The sequence below is a fragment of the Pedococcus sp. P2_D7 genome (assembly GCF_056404295.1).
In genome coordinates this window covers 160426-177222 of the sequence record NZ_JBFUEH010000007.1, presented here as the reverse complement: position 1 = coordinate 177222, position 16797 = coordinate 160426, and the positions used below count along the sequence as shown (strand labels likewise).

19 protein-coding genes are annotated in these 16797 nt (G+C 70.6%); 9 read left to right on the top strand and 10 right to left on the bottom strand.

The annotated features are described in order from the left end of the window. Window positions 1-102: 102 nt before the first annotated feature. On the top strand, window positions 103-933 hold the full coding sequence (locus AC1DWJ_RS17515) for a hypothetical protein (RefSeq protein WP_477621496.1): 831 nt from the start codon (window positions 103-105) through the stop codon (window positions 931-933). Here AC1DWJ_RS17515 and purF read toward each other — a convergent pair. Further along, on the bottom strand, window positions 930-2474 hold the full coding sequence (gene purF, locus AC1DWJ_RS17510) for an amidophosphoribosyltransferase (protein ID WP_457255058.1): 1545 nt from the start codon (window positions 2472-2474) through the stop codon (window positions 930-932). The two genes, AC1DWJ_RS17515 and purF, sit on opposite strands and share 4 nt — an antisense overlap. Before the next feature lie 63 nt (window positions 2475-2537). Next, window positions 2538-2762 (bottom strand): hypothetical protein, encoded by a 225-nt coding sequence (locus AC1DWJ_RS17505; RefSeq protein WP_457255057.1) that lies wholly within the window; start codon window positions 2760-2762, stop codon window positions 2538-2540. 80 nt (window positions 2763-2842) lie between these two features. Between AC1DWJ_RS17505 and AC1DWJ_RS17500 the strand changes: the two genes are divergently transcribed. The 4 genes from AC1DWJ_RS17500 to AC1DWJ_RS17485 all read left to right on the top strand — a co-directional run bounded on the left by AC1DWJ_RS17500 (window position 2843) and on the right by AC1DWJ_RS17485 (window position 6769). Next, window positions 2843-4480 (top strand): molybdopterin-dependent oxidoreductase, encoded by a 1638-nt coding sequence (locus tag AC1DWJ_RS17500; RefSeq protein WP_477621495.1) that lies wholly within the window; start codon window positions 2843-2845, stop codon window positions 4478-4480. A 259-nt stretch (window positions 4481-4739) separates the two neighbouring features. Continuing rightward, entirely contained in the window at window positions 4740-5369 is a 630-nt protein-coding gene (locus AC1DWJ_RS17495; RefSeq protein ID WP_457255055.1) for a fasciclin domain-containing protein, read from the top strand. Between the two features lie 72 nt (window positions 5370-5441). Continuing rightward, window positions 5442-5990, top strand: coding sequence for an ECF RNA polymerase sigma factor SigK (gene sigK / locus AC1DWJ_RS17490; protein WP_457255054.1), 549 nt, complete (start codon window positions 5442-5444; stop codon window positions 5988-5990). Continuing rightward, a complete protein-coding gene (locus AC1DWJ_RS17485; RefSeq protein ID WP_457255053.1) occupies window positions 5987-6769 on the top strand; it encodes an anti-sigma factor in 783 nt (260 codons plus the stop codon). The genes sigK and AC1DWJ_RS17485 overlap by 4 nt, the downstream gene beginning before the upstream one ends. A 126-nt stretch (window positions 6770-6895) precedes the next feature. On the opposite strand, the gene AC1DWJ_RS17480 is transcribed toward AC1DWJ_RS17485, so the two are convergent. Both AC1DWJ_RS17480 and AC1DWJ_RS17475 read right to left on the bottom strand, forming a co-directional pair. Next, window positions 6896-7759, bottom strand: a complete 864-nt coding sequence (locus AC1DWJ_RS17480; RefSeq protein ID WP_477621494.1) for an LLM class flavin-dependent oxidoreductase — start codon at window positions 7757-7759, stop codon at window positions 6896-6898. A gap of 56 nt (window positions 7760-7815) precedes the next feature. Next, window positions 7816-8712 (bottom strand): Vgb family protein, encoded by an 897-nt coding sequence (locus AC1DWJ_RS17475; protein ID WP_477621493.1) that lies wholly within the window; start codon window positions 8710-8712, stop codon window positions 7816-7818. Window positions 8713-9018: 306 nt separating this feature from the next. On the opposite strand from AC1DWJ_RS17475, the gene AC1DWJ_RS17470 reads away from it, so the two are divergent. From AC1DWJ_RS17470 to AC1DWJ_RS17460, 3 genes are all read left to right on the top strand, one after another. Beyond that, window positions 9019-10065, top strand: a complete 1047-nt coding sequence (locus tag AC1DWJ_RS17470) for a zinc-dependent alcohol dehydrogenase family protein (RefSeq protein ID WP_457255049.1) — start codon at window positions 9019-9021, stop codon at window positions 10063-10065. Between the two features lie 18 nt (window positions 10066-10083). Beyond that, window positions 10084-10887, top strand: a complete 804-nt coding sequence (locus AC1DWJ_RS17465; RefSeq protein WP_457255048.1) for a spermidine synthase — start codon at window positions 10084-10086, stop codon at window positions 10885-10887. 85 nt (window positions 10888-10972) lie between these two features. Further along, a complete protein-coding gene (locus tag AC1DWJ_RS17460) occupies window positions 10973-12007 on the top strand; it encodes a Gfo/Idh/MocA family protein (RefSeq protein ID WP_477621492.1) in 1035 nt (344 codons plus the stop codon). Window positions 12008-12115: 108 nt separating this feature from the next. Here the strand turns inward: AC1DWJ_RS17460 and AC1DWJ_RS17455 are convergent, their stop codons facing one another. Then, on the bottom strand, window positions 12116-12340 hold the full coding sequence (locus AC1DWJ_RS17455) for a hypothetical protein (RefSeq protein ID WP_457255046.1): 225 nt from the start codon (window positions 12338-12340) through the stop codon (window positions 12116-12118). 60 nt (window positions 12341-12400) lie between these two features. Between AC1DWJ_RS17455 and AC1DWJ_RS17450 the strand changes: the two genes are divergently transcribed. Continuing rightward, the gene (locus AC1DWJ_RS17450) at window positions 12401-12556 is read left to right on the top strand and encodes a hypothetical protein (protein ID WP_457255045.1); all 156 of its coding nucleotides are present in this window, start codon (window positions 12401-12403) and stop codon (window positions 12554-12556) included. Here the strand turns inward: AC1DWJ_RS17450 and AC1DWJ_RS17445 are convergent. From AC1DWJ_RS17445 to purS, 5 genes are all read right to left on the bottom strand, one after another. After that, a complete protein-coding gene (locus tag AC1DWJ_RS17445) occupies window positions 12553-12945 on the bottom strand; it encodes a VOC family protein (RefSeq protein ID WP_457255044.1) in 393 nt (130 codons plus the stop codon). The two genes, AC1DWJ_RS17450 and AC1DWJ_RS17445, sit on opposite strands and share 4 nt — an antisense overlap. 27 nt (window positions 12946-12972) lie before the next feature. Beyond that, a complete protein-coding gene (locus tag AC1DWJ_RS17440) occupies window positions 12973-13335 on the bottom strand; it encodes a sterol carrier family protein (RefSeq protein WP_457255043.1) in 363 nt (120 codons plus the stop codon). 192 nt (window positions 13336-13527) lie between these two features. After that, window positions 13528-15843: a phosphoribosylformylglycinamidine synthase subunit PurL gene (gene purL, locus AC1DWJ_RS17435; RefSeq protein WP_457255042.1), complete on the bottom strand. Its 2316-nt coding sequence runs from the start codon at window positions 15841-15843 to the stop codon at window positions 13528-13530. Beyond that, window positions 15840-16511 (bottom strand): phosphoribosylformylglycinamidine synthase subunit PurQ, encoded by a 672-nt coding sequence (purQ, locus tag AC1DWJ_RS17430; protein ID WP_457255041.1) that lies wholly within the window; start codon window positions 16509-16511, stop codon window positions 15840-15842. Before purQ ends, purL begins: the two co-directional genes overlap by 4 nt. Further along, on the bottom strand, window positions 16508-16768 hold the full coding sequence (gene purS / locus AC1DWJ_RS17425; protein WP_457255040.1) for a phosphoribosylformylglycinamidine synthase subunit PurS: 261 nt from the start codon (window positions 16766-16768) through the stop codon (window positions 16508-16510). The genes purQ and purS overlap by 4 nt, the downstream gene beginning before the upstream one ends. Window positions 16769-16797 lie beyond the last annotated feature (29 nt).

Sequence of the window (16797 nt, the reverse complement as noted above, 5' to 3'; positions counted from 1 at the left end):
GGAGGGGCCCAACCGTCCAAAGCTCGACGGCTGCACCGAGCTCGTCCACAGGTCCCCTGCGGCGGTGCCCCGCGGGCCATCGCGACGGGGGAGCGTGGCGCGATGCTCACGAGCGCCCCCTCGACGTCCGACCGCCGGTATGCCGCGACGAACCTTGCCGAGGAACACGGCGGCGCGGTGTCGCGAGACCTGCTTGCCACCATCGGGGTCGACGACCGAATGGTGCGTCGTGAGGTCCGAGCCGGACGGTGGAAATGTCACGGGCGACAGACCGTGGCAGTCCACACCAGCGACCTGGCCGATCGAGCGGACCGGTGGCGAGCCGTGTGGGAGGTCGGCACGGGGATCGCTGCGCTCGACGGTGTCACCGCCCTGCACGCGAGTGGTCTGGTCGGCTTCACCGAGACGCTGCTTCACGTCTCGGTCACGCACACGGCCGCCATCCACTCGGTGCGGGGTCTGCGGATCCACAAGGTGATCCGACGGGTGCCTGACGAGATCCTGACCAGCGGCGTCCCGCGCACTCGGCCCGCCGTCGCCGCGGTCCGGGCTGCCCGGTGGGCCAAGAGCGATCGGCAGGCCGCGTTGGTGATGGTCATGCCGGTCCAACAGGGCCTCTGCACGGGACGTCAGCTGGTGGAGGCGAGCCGGTTGACGCAGGGCCGCAACCGCCGCCGGCTCATCAAGCTGCTGGCGCGTGACATCGCCGACGGCGCCCAGTCCTTGGGTGAGCTCGACTTCGCCGCGATGTGCCGTGGCCGCGGACTGCCAGAGCCCAGCCGGCAAGCCGTTCGCCGGGTCGGGCCCGGCACGGCACATGGACCAGGTCTGCCGCGCCCACTCGAAACTCAGTGGTTCGAGGTAATTGCCTACCGGGATCCGGTGGCGGATTACCTCGAACCGGTGGAAGGGGGGGTGGAAGGGGGACGCTAGGGGCGGGTGAGGGCGTCCTCGGCGCCGCCGCCGACGCCGAGGGACACCCCGTCCACGTCGACGTCGATGGGGAGCGTCTCGAAGAGGTTCTTGCCCAGCCGGCTCGCGTCGGGCAGCTCCAGCGGGTACGTGCCCGTGAAGCACGCCGTGCACAACGAGTCGCCGGGCTGCTCGGTCGCCGCGACCATGCCCTCCTCCGAGATGTAGCCCAAGGAGTCGGCACCGATCGACGTGCAGACCTCCTCGACCCCGATCCCCGTGGCGATGAGCTCGGCACGGGTCGCGAAGTCGATGCCGTAGAAGCAGGGCCAGCGCACCGGCGGCGACGAGATCCGCACGTGCACCTCTGCGGCTCCGGCTTCGCGGAGCATCCTGACGAGGGCACGCTGGGTGTTGCCGCGCACGATGGAGTCGTCGACCACGACGAGCCGCTTGCCCTTGATCACCTCGCGCAGCGGGTTGAGCTTGAGCCGGATGCCGAGCTGGCGGATCGTCTGCGACGGGGCGATGAACGTGCGCCCGACGTAGGAGTTCTTGACCAGGCCCTGACCGTAGGGGATGCCGGACTCCTGGGCGTAGCCGATCGCCGCCGGGGTGCCCGACTCGGGGGTCGGCATGACGAGGTCGGCCTCGACGGGGTGCTCGCGGGCCAGCGTGCGACCCATCTCGACCCTCGACTCGTGCACGCCACGGCCGTTGATCGTGGTGTCCGGTCGCGCCAGGTAGACGTACTCGAAGACGCAGCCCTTGCGGTCAGTCTCGGCGAACCGCTGGGAGCGCAGGCCGTCCTCGTCGATGATGATCAGCTCGCCCGGCTCGACCTCGCGGATCAACGACGCGCCCACGATGTCGAGCGCGGCCGTCTCGGAGGCCACCACCCAGCCGCGCTCGAGGCGACCCAGCACCAGCGGACGGATCCCCTGGGGGTCGCGGGCGGCATACAGGGTGTGCTCGTCCATGAAGACGAAGCAGAAGGCGCCGCGGAGCTTGGGCAGCAGGTCGAGCGCAGCTGCCTCGAGCGAACGGTCGGGGTCGTCGGCCAGCAAGGCCGTGACGAGGGCGGTGTCGGTGGTGTTGCCGCGACCCAGCTCGCCACCGTCGGCGCCGTAGCCCTCCGCTCGACGGTCCTGCACCATCTCGCGCAGCTCCGCGGAGTTGATCAGGTTGCCGTTGTGGGCCAGCGCGACCGTGGACTCGGCATGTCCGCCGAGCGTGGGCTGGGCGTTCTCCCAGGTCGACCCGCCGGTGGTCGAGTAGCGACAGTGCCCGACGGCCAGGTGACCGCGCAGCGAGGCCAGCGACCGCTCGTCGAAGACCTGGGAGACCAGGCCCATGTCCTTGTAGACGAGGATCGAGCGACCATCGGAGGTCGCGATGCCGGCCGACTCCTGCCCGCGGTGCTGCAGGGCGTAGAGGCCGTAGTAGGTCAGCTTCGCGACATCCTCGCCGGGAGCCCAGACACCGAAGACCCCGCAGGCGTCCTGCGGGCCCTTCTCGCCGGGAAGCAGATCATGCGAGAGCTGTCCGTCGCCGCGTGCCACGTGCCCCAGTCTCCCACAGTCCCCGGCGGCGCCGTCCGCCCGTCCGGGCGCGCCGCGTGGCGATCAGCTGCGTCGGTCGAGCAGCACGGCCACCACGGCCGCCAGCAGCGCGAACAGGGCCGCGCCGGTCACGCCGAGGAAGAGCACGCCGCTGGTCACGCTGTAGTCGTGCCCGTACGTCGTCGAGTCGTCGCTGAAGTAGGCGACCGCCGAGCCGGCGACGAAGCCGACGATGGCTCCGGTCGCGATGAAGGCGACGAAATTCGGGTATCGGCGGGTGGGAGGCACGTGCTCACGCTACCCGCGTCACCAGCCCGTAATCGGGTCGGGCACCCCATCCGGCTGGGGTGCGAGTACGAATAGCAACTATGGAACACCACTCACCGATACCGGGCGCCCGACGCCAGCGAGCCATGTATGCCGTCAGTGGCGTGCTCGCGGCTGCGGCCGGTATGGCGGTGGGTCACCTCGTCGCAGCATTCGTGAATCCTGCTGCCTCGCCCGTGCTTGCCGTGGGTTCAACTGTCATCGACGCGACGCCCACGCCGGTCAAGGAGTGGGCGGTGCAGAACTTCGGCACCGCCGACAAGCCGATCCTGCTGGGCAGCGTCACCCTCGTGGTCGTCATCGCCGCTGCGGCGATCGGGCTGGTGTCGAAGTCCAAGCCGAGCCTGGCCAACATCCTCGTCGTCGGCCTGGCCTCGCTGGCCGGCCTGGCCGCGTGGTTCCGTCCGGCCTCCGCACCATTCGACATCGTGCCCGCGTTCGTGACGGCGATCGTCGGCGTCATCACCATCACCGGCCTGCGGGCCCTCATCCCGAACCTGCCCACCCCCGGTGCGCTGACCGGCTCGTCCGGCTCGTCCGGCTTGCCCGCGGCAAGCAGGGGCGACGCGACGCCCGAGTCGCCGCTGGACCACACGGCATACGCGAAGGGGTCGGCCGGGACGCCCGCCCGCCGCAGCTTCCTGCTGGGAGCCGCCGGGGTCACGGTCGGAGCCGCAGCGCTGGGTGCCCTGGGCCAGAAGCTCGCCGTGCCGGCCACCAACCCGTCATCGATCGCGCTGCCCACGCCGCAGAACCCGCTCACGGCGCTCCCCACCGGGCTCGAGGGCAAGGTCAAGGGCATCAGCCAGTTCCGCACGCCGACCAAGGACTTCTACCGGGTCGACACGGCCCTGGTGATCCCGCGCATCGACGTCGACAACTGGAAGCTCGAGATCGACGGCAAGGTCGACAACAAGCTCACGATCACGTTCGACGAGCTGCTCAAGATGCCCATGATCGAGAAGGACATCACCCTCAACTGCGTCAGCAACGAGGTCGGCGGCCCCTACATCTCGTCCACCCGCTGGCTCGGCGTGCGGGTGCGCGACCTGCTGGAGCGCGCGGGCGTCCAGGACGGCGTCGACCAGATCCTCAGCGAGTCCACCGACGGCATGACGATCTCGACCCCGATCGAGGCGCTGACCGACGACCGCGACGCGATCATCGCCGTGGCGATGGACGGCGAGCCCCTGCCTGCGCGGCACGGGTTCCCCGCGCGCATGGTCACACCGGGTCTCTACGGCTTCGTGGGCGCCACCAAGTGGCTGACCAAGCTGACCGCGACGACGTATGCCGCGGACCAGGCTTACTGGACCAAGCGCGACTGGTTGATCGACGGCACCGTGAAGACCCAGGCACGGATCGACACGCCTGCCGGTCTCGCGACCCAGCCCGCCGGCAAGATCGCGGTCGGGGGCGTGGCCTGGGCCCAGCGTCGGGGCATCACCGAGGTCGAGGTGCGAGTCGACGGCGGTCCCTGGGAGAAGGCAACCCTCGGACCCGACGGCGGCACCGACTACTGGCGCCAGTGGTTCTGGGTGTGGGACGCCAAGCCCGGCCGGCACGACCTGACGGTCCGCGCCAAGGACGGCACCGGTGAGTTCCAGACCGAGAAGCGGGCCGACCCGTTCCCCGGTGGCGCCTCCGGCTGGCACTCGATCGTGGTCCTCATCTCCTGACCCTGGACCTCCCGACCCCTGCGGGCGGGGCTTGCACGCGCAGCCCCGCCCGCAGGCCCCACTCTCCCGGTGCCGCCCGTCTGGTCGTGCGGCGCCGGGCTTTGTCGTGCCCGGCCAGACCGGGGCTCAGGGCGGGTCGGCGACCCGGGCCAACCAGACGAATTCCCAAGTGGCAGAAAAACTTTCGAAACGCCCAATCCACCCATGGGGTAGGTCCGAATACCGGGTGTCAGACAGTCCACACCAAGGAGCCACCATCATGCGACTCGCACGCCGCAGCACCATTGCTGCCCTCAGCCTTGCCCTTCCGCTCAGCCTGGCCGCCTGTGGGAACTCCGGTTCCGACACGGCAGCCTCGTCCACCTCGTCTTCCCCGATGTCGTCCAGCTCCTCGTCGAGCACCACCGAGGACATGGCTGCGAAGCCGTTCGGCGCCGGCTGCTCCGCGGTCCCCGCGGACGGCAAGGGTTCCTTCTCCGGCATGGCCACCGACCCGGTCGCCACCGCCGCCAGCAACAACCCCGTCCTGTCGACCCTGGTCACCGCGGTGACCGAGGCCGGTCTCGGCGAGACGCTCAACTCGGCCAAGGACATCACCGTCTTCGCCCCGAGCAACGACGCCTTCGCCGCCGTGCCGAAGGCCACCATGGACGCCGCGATGAAGGACCCCAAGGGTCTGCTCACCAAGGTGCTCACGAACCACGTGGTCCCCGGCAAGCTCACCCCGGAGATGCTCGCCGGCGAGCACAAGACCCTCGGCGGCGGCACCATCAAGGTGACCGGCTCGGGTGAGTCGTTCAAGGTCGGCGAGGCCAACGTGATCTGTGGCAACGTGCAGACCGCGAACGCCACGGTCTACATCATCGACGGCGTTCTCCTCCCCGGCTGAGACTGATCAGCGATGATGGTGCCCATGGCAGCAACCCCCTCAGGTCCTCAACCCTCTTGGGGAGGCGCTGCCGTGGGCACCGACCTGGCCGGCCTCCTCCGAGCCAGCGCCCTGGGTGACGAGAACGCCTTCGCCCAGCTGTACGACGCGGTGTCCGCCCGGATCTACGGGTTGGTGCTCCGAGTCGTGCGGGATCCGGCGCAGTCGCAGGAGGTCGCCCAGGAGGCTTTGCTGGACATCTGGCGCACCAGCGCCCGGTTCGACCCCGCGCGGGGCAGCGCGGTGAGCTGGATGCTCACCATCGCGCACCGCAAGGCGGTCGACCGGGTGCGGTCCGCGCAGGCGTCCACGGACCGTGAGGACACCTACGGCTCACGCAACCAGGAGCGCACCTACGACGAGACGGCCGAGACGGTCGAACGTCGCCTGGACGCCCAACGAGTACGCAACGCGCTGGACTCGCTCACCGAGACCCAGCGCAAGGCGGTCGAACTCGCCTACCTCGGTGGCTACACACACACCGAGGTGGCCTCCCTCCTGGGGGTGCCACTCGGCACTGCCAAGACCCGAATACGCGACGGACTTATCCGCCTGAGAGACAGCATGGGGGTGCAATCATGAGTGCCGACATCCACGGACTGGTCGGCGCCTATGCAGTCGACGCCATCGACGAGCAGGAGCGCAGCGACTTCGAGCTGCACCTCGCCGAGTGCCCCGAGTGCCAGGCGGAGGTGGCCTCCCTCCAGCAGGCCGCGACCCAGCTCTCCCTCATGACCGAGACCGTACCTCCTGCCTCGATGCGCAGCGCGGTCCTGGCCGGCATCAAGACGGTGCGGCCGCTCCCCCCTCTCGAGGCGCAGTCCACTGGCCCAGTCGCCTCTGGGCCCGTTGGCGGACCGTCGTCCACGGCTGATGCGCCGACGCCGACTGACACCACCGTCGTCCAGCTCCGCCCCCGACGTCGGGTGACCGCCTGGCTGGCCACTGCAGCGGCTGCCGCGATCCTGCTCGTCGGCGGCATCGCCTGGAGCCCGTGGGACAACGGCACCGGTGGCACCGTCACCGAGCAGGTGCTCGCGGCCAGTGACGCCCAGCGCTACGAGAAGGTCATCGGTGGCGCCAAGGCGACCATCGTGCGCAGCGCATCCCTCGGCAAGGCGGTCATCATCGCCGACCACATGCCGGCCGCGCCCGACGGCAAGGATTTCCAGCTCTGGCTCGACCAGCCCAACCGGGGCATGGTCAGCGCCGGGTTGATGCCCCACGGGACAGCCGACACGGTGACGATCCTGCTCGACGGAGACGCTGCGACGGCGACCGGCGCGGGGATCACGGTGGAGCCGGCTGGTGGCTCTCGCGCACCGACGACCGCACCGGTGGCGCTGTTCAGCTTCACGTAGCAGGAGCCTTACCTGACCGATCCGACTTCTGGCCACCCGTGCCGCACCGAAGGGCCTCCTGGGCACTCTCGTGCGAGATGGGTGGCCAGGAGTCGTGGTGGGGAGGAGCACGTCGGCTGACCTCGGTCACCTGAGGGACGGCAGGAGCCCAGCGACCTCCTCCAGCACGGCCTCGCTGCCGGCGTAGACCCCTTCGGGTCGGGGCCAGTGCGTCACGACGTCGCTGAACCCCAGCTCACCCGCCCGCCCCACCAGCTCCGTGAACAGCCCCGCGCTCTCGAGCGAGAACCGCGGCGCCCCGTCGAGCGAGAGGTAGCGGTCCAGCGGGGCCGGTCGTCCCGCGTCCGCCTCCGTGGCGTCGAGCCTGGCCGACAGCTCCGCGATCCCGCTCCACCACTCGTCCAGGGTGTCGCCCCCCTTGCCGTAGGTCACCCAGCCCTGGCCGTGCCTGGCCGCCAGCCGCAGCGACCGCGGCCCGTTGGCGGCGATGACGAACGGCACCCGGGGATGCTGCACCGATCCGGGGAGGGTGCGGGCGTCGACCGTGCGGTAGTGCGCCCCGGTGTGGTCGACGTGGTCCGCGCGGAACAGCCGGTCGAGCACCTCGACGAACTCGTGGAACCGGTCGACCCGCTCCTTGACGGTCTGCTCCTCGCCCAGGATCCCTGCGTCGAGGTCACCGCCTGTCCCGAGACCACACAGCAGGCGACCGCCCGAGATGTCGTCCAGCGCAAGGAGATCCCGCAGGAAGACGTATGGGTGGCGGTAGTTGGGCGAGCTGACGAAGGTGCCGAGCTTCATCGTCGTGGTGACCGTTGCCGCTGCGGTCAGGGTGGGGAGTGCCCCGAACCACGGCGAGTCCGGCAGCCCGGCCCACACGAGGTGGTCGTAGGTCCAAGCATGGTCGAAGCCGTACTCCTCCGCCCGCCGCCACAGCGGGGCGGCCTCGGTCCAGCGGTGTTCGGGGAGGATGGTGATGCCAAAGCGCATGCGGCGAGCGTATGCCGCGTGGTCACCACGCGGCATACCGCGCCTCTTGGCTGCGGCTAGCGCAGCGGAAGGCGGTAGACGACGTCGATGTCGTGCGCCGAGATCCACACCGCCGCGTCGTCCGCGGCCACGCTCCCGCTCCCGCCGGCCGGTCCGTACCTCGCGACGACCGTGTCGGTCGCCGGGTCGATCTTGGCCACCAGGGCGTCACTGACTCGTGCCCACACGAAACCACCACCCACCGCGAGGTCGCCGCCCTGAACGGGGCCGCTGTCGACCGTGATGGTCGCCGTCACGTCGTTGGTGGCCGGGTCGACGCGGGAGACCGTGCCGTCGCCGTTGTTCTGCACCCAGACCGCGCCCTCACCCGCCGCGAAGAAGCGAGCGCCCGCGCCGACCTTCACCGTGGCCACCGTCTTCTGGGTGCGGGGGTCGAGGCGCAGGAGCACTCCGAGGACGGGGTCGGTCAGCCACAGGCCGCCCAGACCGGCGCGCGCCGCGACCACGGTTTCCGGGACGTGGGTCCGCGACACGACCCGGTTCGTCTTGGGGTCGATGCGCCACAGCTGGCGGTCGGGTGCGTTGCCGACCACCCAGACCGCCCCCTCGCCACTGGCCACCGAACCCTCCTCCGCGATCACGAAGCCGGGCAACGGGATCCGCGCGACGACCTGGCCACTGGCGGGGTTGATCCGGAGCAGCCTCGACGGTGACGTGCAGATGCCCACCCACAGCGCCTCCGGACCGCCGTCCATGGCCGTGCAGGTCCCGCCGGCGACCTTGACACCCGTCCGCTCCTTGCCCGTCGCACCGTCGAGCTGTTGGACGACGCCTGAGCCCAAGGCGGTCCACGCGTGATCCCCGATCACCTGCACCCAGTCGGCGTCGTAGACGGGGAGAGCCGTTCCTCCGGACCTGAGGAGGTCCGTGACCGGCGGCCATCCCGGGGTCACCGGTGGCGTGGCGCTCGTCGAACCTGTCCTGACCAGGCTCGCCGGCGTGACACCCTCGGCTGCGCAGCCAGCGCCGGTCAGGCACGTTGCCACCACCACTGCCACCCACACTGCCTCTCGCGGACGCGTACGCAACCGCATGGTGACCTCCTGCGGCGCCAAACGCCGACCACTCCACTGTGGCGGACCACGGCCTGGAAAGCGTCCGTGAATCCGCGTAGGGGCGCTGGGTCGCACGGTCCGGCCGCGGTGGCCGCCGCGGCGACCGCGGCATACCCCTCCTGGCCGCGTGGGAGGCTGGGAGGCATGAAGGCCACCATCCTCCACGCCCCCCACGACATCCGGGTCGAGGACGTCCCGGACCCGACCATCGTCAAACCGACCGACGCCCTGGTGCGGGTGACGGCCGCCTGCGTCTGCGGCAGCGACCTGTGGCCCTACCGCGGCATCAACGACGTGACCGAGCCGACGCGGATCGGGCACGAGTTCGTGGGGATCGTCGAGGAGGTCGGCGCCGAGGTGCGCGGCCTCCGCCCGGGCGACTTCGTCGTGGCGCCCTTCATGTACTCCGACAACACGTGTCCGCACTGCCGTGTGGGGATCCAGTCGCGGTGCCAGGTAGGTGGGTTCTGGGGCGGCAACGACCGGGACGGCGCGATGGTGGACGGCGGACAGGGCGAGTACGTGCGCGTCCCGCTGGCCGACGGCACGCTCGTCGCGACCCGGGAGGTGCCGGACGACAGCCTCGTGCCGAGCCTGCTGAGCCTCTCTGACGTGATGGGCACCGGCTGGCACGCCGCGGTCGCCGCCGGCGTCCAGGACGGTGACACGGTCGTGGTCGTCGGCGACGGGGCCGTCGGGCTCAGCGGCGTCCTGGCGGCCGCGCGCATGGGGGCCGAGCGCATCATCGCGATGTCGCGGCACGAGTCACGCCAGCGGATCGCCCGCGAGTTCGGGGCCACCGACATCGTCGAAGTCCGCGGTGACGACGCCGTCAGCGCGGTGAAGGAGCTCACCGAGGGTGTGGGCGCGGACGCCGTGCTCGAGTGCGTCGGCACCAACGAGTCCATGGCGACCGCCATCGCGGCCGCCCGTCCGGGCGCGACGGTGGGCTACGTCGGTGTGCCGCACGGGATCGAGTACCCGGTGCGGGACATGTTCGTGCGCAACGTCGGCATCGCCGGCGGCATCGCTCCGGCTCGCCAGTACCTGCCGCAGCTGCGGGACGACGTGCTCTCCGGGGCGATCAACCCGGGGCTCGTGTTCGACCTCGAGGTGCCGCTGCCCGAGGTGGCCGAGGGCTACGCGGCGATGGACGAGCGCCGGGCGATCAAGTCCCTCGTCCGTCCCTGACGGCGCAAGAGGGACACGGTGCAGGACTTCCGGATCGACGTCGACGAGCACGGCGGCAGCACCGTCCTCGTCGACGGCTATCCGCAGTCGTACGTGAGCCTCGACGACCCCGAGCTGCTCGTCTTCGGCTACGTCCAGCACCTCGGCGCCGTCCTCGACTCGCTCCCCGACGGGCCGATCGCGGTGACCCACGTCGGTGGTGCCGCGATGACGCTGCCGCGCTACGTGCAGGCCGTCCGCCCGGGCTCGCCGCAGATCGTCCTCGAGCCCGACGCCCCGCTCACCGAGCAGGTGCGGCGGGAGCTGCCGCTCCCTCGCGGTCACCGGATCCGCGTGCGTCCGCAACCGGGGCGTGCGGGCGTCGCGGCCCTCAAGGACGCGAGCGCTGACGCCATCGTGGTCGACGCGTATGCCGAGAGCCAGGTGCCGGCCGACCTCACCAGCTCCGAGTGGTTTGCCGAGGTGGCACGCGTGCTGCGGCCGGGCGGGGTGCTCGCGATGAACGCGGCCGACGAGCCCGACCACCGGCACGCGGCTCGGGTGCTGGCTGGTCTGGCCCAGCACCTGCCCCACACCGCTGCCATCGCGCAGGTCGACATCTGGAAACGACGACGGTTCGGCAACCTCGTGCTGGTCGGATCGGCCCAGCCGCTCCTGATGGGTTCGATCATCCGCAGCGTGGCGCGAGGTGCCTTCCCCAGCACGGTGCTGGAGGGGGGCGCCCTGGTGCGGGCACTGGGCTCCGGTCGCCCGTTCACCGACGCCGACGCGGTGCCGAGTCCCCGGCCACCGACCGCGCCGGGCGAGTGGCGGGTCCGCTGAGCGATATCGGGTGCCCAGCGCTGGGTGGCTGACACCTGATGGGACGACGCGTGCGCATCCCGCCCCGAGCGCCGATGATGGGCCGATGCCTTCGTTGACGCTGCCCTCGCCCCGCACTCCGGACCCGCGCGAGGCTCCGGCCCTTCGCTGGGGGATCCTTGCGCCCGGCGGCATCGCCCACTCCTTCGCCACGGCGCTGCGCACGGCCTCCGGCCAGCAGCTCCAGGCCGTGGCCTCCCGCAGTCTGGACCGGGCCAAGGCCTTCGCCGACGAGTTCGGGGTCGCCAAGGCCTACGGGGCGTACGACGAGCTGGTCGCCGACCCCGACGTGGATGTGGTCTACGTCGCGTCCCCCCACTCCGAGCACCGTGCCCAGGCGATGCTCGCGACTGCTGCCGGCAAGCCCGTGCTCGTGGAGAAGGCGTTCGCCCGCAACGCTACCGAAGCGCGCGAGATCATCGAGTCCGCTTCTGCTGCAGGCGTTTTCGCGATGGAGGCGATGTGGACCCGGTTCCTGCCACACATCGACGTCGTGCGCCGCTGTCTCGAGGACGGCCTGCTGGGCGAGGTCCACACGGTGCACGCCGACCACGGCCAGCACCTCTACCCCGACGGACCGGCCCGGCTGTCGGAGCCCTCGTTGGCCGGCGGCGCGATGCTCGACCTGGGGATCTACCCGGTGTCGTTCGCCCACTTCGTCCTGGGCGACTTCGTCGACGTGACCGCCAGCGGCCGACGCACCGACCAGGGCGTGGACTCGCAGGCCTCGATCGGGGTGACCAGCAGCCGTGGGGCCATGGGCGTGCTCGGGACGACGATGCTGACCGCCACCCCGACCGTTGCGGTGGTCGCCGGGACCGAGGCCCGGCTCGAGATCGACGGGCCCTTCTACGGCCCGAGCGCAGTGGTGCGACTCGTCGCCCCCGACGGCACCGAGCTCGACCGGTTCACCAACGCCGACACCCGGCACGGGCTGCACTTCGAGGCGTGTGAGGTCGCCCGGCAGGTCACCGCCGGCGCGAGCGAGTCGCCGTTGATGCCCCTGGCGGAGACGCTCGTCATCATGGATGCGCTCGACGACGTGCGAGCCCAGATCGGCGTCCGCTTCCCCGGGGAGTGACCACCTGCCCCTGACCTCGTCTGACCTGTTGCCAACTCGTGGGCACCGGCCACCACATCCGGGTTCGGTGACGATCTGCCCGCAGCAAGTCGGGGCAAGCGAGCCGGCTCAGTTGAGTCGTTCGCGGTCGCGGGCGTGCCGCAGGTACTTGCTGAGGAACCAGGCGACCTCACCGGCACTCGTCACCAGGACGGTCAGGATGAACCAGAAGAAGAGTCCTTCGTCGCGGTCGGTGTGCAGGAACAGCACCAGCCCAATGAGTCCGACCAGCGCGCTCGCTCCCAGCTGGACGAGGATCTGCTGCCCTTGTCTCGCTGAACTCTCCGTCGTCATGCCTGAGGTTCTCATAGAGCCTCGGCAGGAAACGGACTCCGCCACACCTAGGCTGCGGGGATGAGTCGACTCCTGATGACTGCCGGCGCAGTGCTCGCCGTGCTCGGCATCCTCTTGATCCTCCTGCCAGGTCCCGGCTTCCTGGTGCTCGGCCTGGGCGCCGTCCTCCTGGTGGCGGGCCTGGCCGTCCGCGGCTCGCGTGGTCAGACCAGCTAGAAGGTGTCGCCCCGGCGCCAGGCCATCTCCTGCAGCTCGAACGAGTTGCCGTCGGGGTCGGCGAACTCCGCCCCCTTGACCCCGCCGCCGAAGTCGTGGACCTCGCTCACCTCGACCCCACGGCTGACGAGCTCGGCCCGCGCCGCCTCGATGTCCTCCACCACGAGGTGCAGCCCGCGGATGCTGCCCGGCTCACCCTGGTAGACCTCGAGCCCCGTCCCGAAGCCGACCGAGCAGCCCGAGCCCTCGGCCGTCAGCTGGACGACGCGGATCCCCTCGGCGGGCTGCACGTCGACGTCCTTCGTGAAACCGAGCGTGCCCTCGTAGAACGCGATGGACCGCTCGACGTCGGCGACGGGCAGCGGGACCAGTTCCAGCTTCATCTGCATGCGGATCGAACTCCTTGGGGTTGGTGGTCAGGCGAGGGGGAGGTATGCCGTGAGGTCAGCCCGATGGCCGCTCACCCGGAGGGTGCCGGACTCCCAGGCGCCGTCCCAGGTCAGCGTCCCCGTAGCGACTGCGAGCCAGGTCTGGGCGTCGGTCTCCACGACGTTGGGGGGCGTGCCCCGCGTGTGGGTGGTGCCGGTGATGCACTGGACCGCCCCGAAGGGCGGGACGCGCACCTCGACGCTGCGCCCCGGCGCGACGACGGAGAGCTCCTCCAGCGTGTAGCGCACGGCGGTGGCCAGGTCCACGCGAGCTGTGGCCTCCCCCAGCGAGCGCCAGACCGACACCGCGGCACGCCCGTCGGAGACGGGAACTCGGCGGCGCGGCGGCATACCGGCATCGTCGCACGACCCACCCACACTCGTTGACGCTCGGCACTTTGAGCCGTTCGACGGACGAGAATGGGTACTTCTACCCATGGCGGCTGTCAGAGCCCCGACGTACTGTTCAAGGCGGGGACACACAGGGGACGAACGGCCCGGACGCGCGGGGGATGCGCGACCGGGCCGCTCGCGTGTCCGGGCTCAGCCGCCGAAGACGTCCCGCATGGTCGCGGTGTGCGCAGTCCGCAGCTCGTCGAGCGAGACCGTGAACTGGCCCTGGATGTCGAGACCGTCGGTCTCGTCGTCCACCACCCCGATCCGGGCGTGCACCTGACCACGGGCGGTGCACATGTCGGTGAAGCGCACCTCCTCGGAGCGCGGCACCGACACGACGACCCGCGCGGTGGACTCGCTGAAGAGCGCGGTGAACGCGTCGATGCCGTCACGCTCGCACACCGCATCGAGCCAGATCCGGGCCCCGGTGCCGTAGCGCATGGTCGCCTCGGCCAGCGTGATCGCCAGACCACCGTCGGAGAGGTCGTGGGCAGCGTCGACGAGGCCGTCGCGACTCGCGTTGACCAAGATCTCGCCCAGCAGCTGCTCGGCCGCCAGGTCGACCTTGGGCGGCAGGCCTCCGAGGTGCCCGTGCACGACGTGCGCCCACTCGCCGCCGGCCAGCTCGTCGCCAGTGGTGCCGAGCAGGTAGATGACCTGGCCGGGGGTCTTCCAGCCCGAGGGCGTGCGCCGGGCGACGTCGTCCATGACCCCCAGCACGCCGATGACCGGCGTCGGGTGGATCGCGACGTCACCGGTCTGGTTGTAGAAGCTGACGTTGCCGCCGGTGACCGGGATGCCGAGCGTCTTGCAGCCCTCGGCGATGCCCTTGACGGCCTCGCGGAACTGCCACATCACGCCCGGGTCCTCCGGCGAGCCGAAGTTGAGGCAGTCGGTCACGGCCAGCGGGGTCGCCCCGGCCGTCGCGACGTTGCGGTAGGACTCGGCCAGCGCGAGCTGCGCCCCGGCATACGGGTCGAGCTTGGCGAACCGCCCGTTGCAGTCGGTCGACACCGCGACGCCACGACCGGTCTCCTCGTCGACGCGCACCACACCCGCGTCGTCGGGCATCGCGAGCGCGGTGTTGCCGAGCACGTAGCGGTCGTACTGGTCGGTGACCCACGACTTGTCGCAGAGGTTCGGCGAGGCGAGCAGCGTCAGCAGGTCGGACTTGAGCCCGAGGCCGTCCACGGGACGTCCCAACGTGTCAGTGCCGTTGTCCTGCAACGCATCGAGGTATGCCGGGCGCTCCAGCGGGCGGTGGTAGGTCGGGCCCTCGTGGGCGACCGACCGCGGCGGCACGTCGACGATGACCTCGCCGTGCCAGGTGATGACCAGGTGCTCGCCGTCGGTGACCTCGCCGAGCACGGTGGCCTCGACGTCCCAGCGGTCGGTGATCGCCATGAACTCGTCGAGGTGCTCAGGGGCCACGACGGCCATCATGCGTTCCTGGCTCTCCGACATGAGGATCTCCTCAGGTCGCAGCGAGGCGTCGCGCAGCGGGACGCGGTCGAGCTCGATCTGCATGCCACCGTCGCCGTTGGACGCCAGCTCGCTGGTGGCGCAGGACAGGCCCGCGCCGCCGAGGTCCTGGATCCCGTCGACCACGTGCGCGGCATACAGGTCGAGGCAGCACTCGATGAGCACCTTCTCCGCGAACGGGTCGCCGACCTGCACCGCGGGGCGCTTGGTCGGGCCACCCTCGTCGAACGTCTCGGAGGCGAGCACCGAGACGCCGCCGATGCCGTCGCCGCCGGTCCTGGCGCCGAAGAGGATCACCTTGTTGCCGACCCCGGAGGCCTTGGCGAGGTGGATGTCCTCGATCCGCATGGCGCCGACGCAGAGCGCGTTGACGAGCGGGTTGCCCTGGTAGCAGTCGTCGAAGACCACCTCGCCACCGATGTTCGGCAGGCCGATGCAGTTGCCGTAGCCACCGACACCCGCGACCACCCCGGGGAGCACCCGCTGGGTGTCGGGGTGGTTGAGGTTGCCGAACCGCAGCGGGTCCATGATCGCGATCGGGCGCGCGCCCATCGACATGATGTCGCGGATGATGCCGCCGACCCCGGTCGCGGCGCCCTGGTAGGGCTCGACGTAGGACGGGTGGTTGTGCGACTCGACCTTGAAGGTGACCGCCCAGCCGTCGCCGATGTCGACGACGCCGGCGTTCTCACCGATGCCGACGAGGAGCTTCTCGCGCATCTCGTCGGTGGTGTTCTCGCCCCAGAGGGAGAAGTGCACCTTGGACGACTTGTAGGAGCAGTGCTCCGACCACATCACCGAGTACATCGCCAGCTCGGCGCTGGTCGGGCGACGACCGACGATCTCGCGGATCGTGGCGTACTCGTCGGCCTTGAGGCCGAGCTCGACCCACGGCTGGTCGGCGTCCGGGGTCTGCGCCGCGTGGGCGACCGTGTCGAGGACGGGCTTGTCGACCTGGGCGGTCGTGGGGTGCGCGGTCATGCGGTGGCCAGTGCCTTCAGGACGGAGGTGAAGAACGGGAGCCCGTCGGTCGAGGGGCCGTAGCCCTCCTCGATGGCGTGCTCGGGGTGGGGCATCAGCCCCACGATGTTGCCGCGGTCGTTGGTGATCCCCGCGATGGCGCGGTACGAGCCGTTGGGGTTGTCACCGGCATACCGGAAGACCACACGGCCCTCGCCCTCGAGCTCGTCGAGCGTGCGCTCGTCGGCCACGAAGCCGCCCTCGCCGTTCTTGAGGACGATGGTGATCTCCTGCCCCGCCTCGAAGTCGGAGGTCCAGGCGGTGGAGGCGTTCTCGACGACCAGTCGCTGGTCGACGCAGTTGAACTTGCGGTGGTCGTTGCGGATCAGCGCGCCGGGGAGCAGGTGCGACTCGCAGAGCACCTGGAACCCGTTGCAGATCCCGATCACGGGCAGGCCACCCTGCGCCGCGGGGATGAGCGCGTCCATGACGGGGGCGAAGCGGGCGATGGCGCCGCAGCGGAGGTAGTCGCCGTAGGAGAAGCCGCCGGGCAGGATGACCGCGTCGACCCCCTTGAGGTCGGCGTCGCCGTGCCAGAGCATGACGGCCTCGGCACCGACGGCGCGCACGGCGCGGGCCGCATCACGGTCGTCGAGCGAGCCCGGGAACGTGACGACCCCGACCTTCACTGGTCCGGGTCCTCTGCCGAACGCACGGACACGACGTCCTCGATGACGGGGTTGGAGAGCAGCTTCTCGGCCGCCTCGGCCGCCGCTGCGAGGTGCTCGTCGGTCACCTCACCGTCGACCGTGAGGACGAAGCGCTTGCCCTGCCTCACGTCGGTGAACTGCTCGAAGCCGAGCCGGGGAAGTGCCCCGTTCACGGCCTGCCCCTGGGGGTCGAGGATCTCTGGCTTCAACATGACGTCGATGACGACGTGGCCCATTCGGGTGTCTCCTGGGTTGCAGCGGGGTG

Bases quoted from the DNA above. Each gene is read 5' to 3' on its own strand.
- AC1DWJ_RS17515 (WP_477621496.1), top strand. From the start codon at position 103: ATGCTCACGAGCGCCCCCTCGACGTCCGACCGCCGGTATGCCGCGACG.
- AC1DWJ_RS17500 (WP_477621495.1), top strand. From the start codon at position 2,843: ATGGAACACCACTCACCGATACCGGGCGCCCGACGCCAGCGAGCCATG.
- AC1DWJ_RS17495 (WP_457255055.1), top strand. From the start codon at position 4,740: ATGCGACTCGCACGCCGCAGCACCATTGCTGCCCTCAGCCTTGCCCTT.
- AC1DWJ_RS17485 (WP_457255053.1), top strand. From the start codon at position 5,987: ATGAGTGCCGACATCCACGGACTGGTCGGCGCCTATGCAGTCGACGCC.
- AC1DWJ_RS17480 (WP_477621494.1), bottom strand. From the start codon at position 7,759: ATGCGCTTTGGCATCACCATCCTCCCCGAACACCGCTGGACCGAGGCC.
- AC1DWJ_RS17470 (WP_457255049.1), top strand. From the start codon at position 9,019: ATGAAGGCCACCATCCTCCACGCCCCCCACGACATCCGGGTCGAGGAC.
- AC1DWJ_RS17460 (WP_477621492.1), top strand. From the start codon at position 10,973: ATGCCTTCGTTGACGCTGCCCTCGCCCCGCACTCCGGACCCGCGCGAG.
- AC1DWJ_RS17455 (WP_457255046.1), bottom strand. From the start codon at position 12,340: ATGACGACGGAGAGTTCAGCGAGACAAGGGCAGCAGATCCTCGTCCAG.
- AC1DWJ_RS17450 (WP_457255045.1), top strand. From the start codon at position 12,401: ATGAGTCGACTCCTGATGACTGCCGGCGCAGTGCTCGCCGTGCTCGGC.
- AC1DWJ_RS17445 (WP_457255044.1), bottom strand. From the start codon at position 12,945: ATGCAGATGAAGCTGGAACTGGTCCCGCTGCCCGTCGCCGACGTCGAG.
- AC1DWJ_RS17440 (WP_457255043.1), bottom strand. From the start codon at position 13,335: ATGCCGCCGCGCCGCCGAGTTCCCGTCTCCGACGGGCGTGCCGCGGTG.
- purL (WP_457255042.1), bottom strand. From the start codon at position 15,843: ATGACCGCGCACCCCACGACCGCCCAGGTCGACAAGCCCGTCCTCGAC.
- purS (WP_457255040.1), bottom strand. From the start codon at position 16,768: ATGGGCCACGTCGTCATCGACGTCATGTTGAAGCCAGAGATCCTCGAC.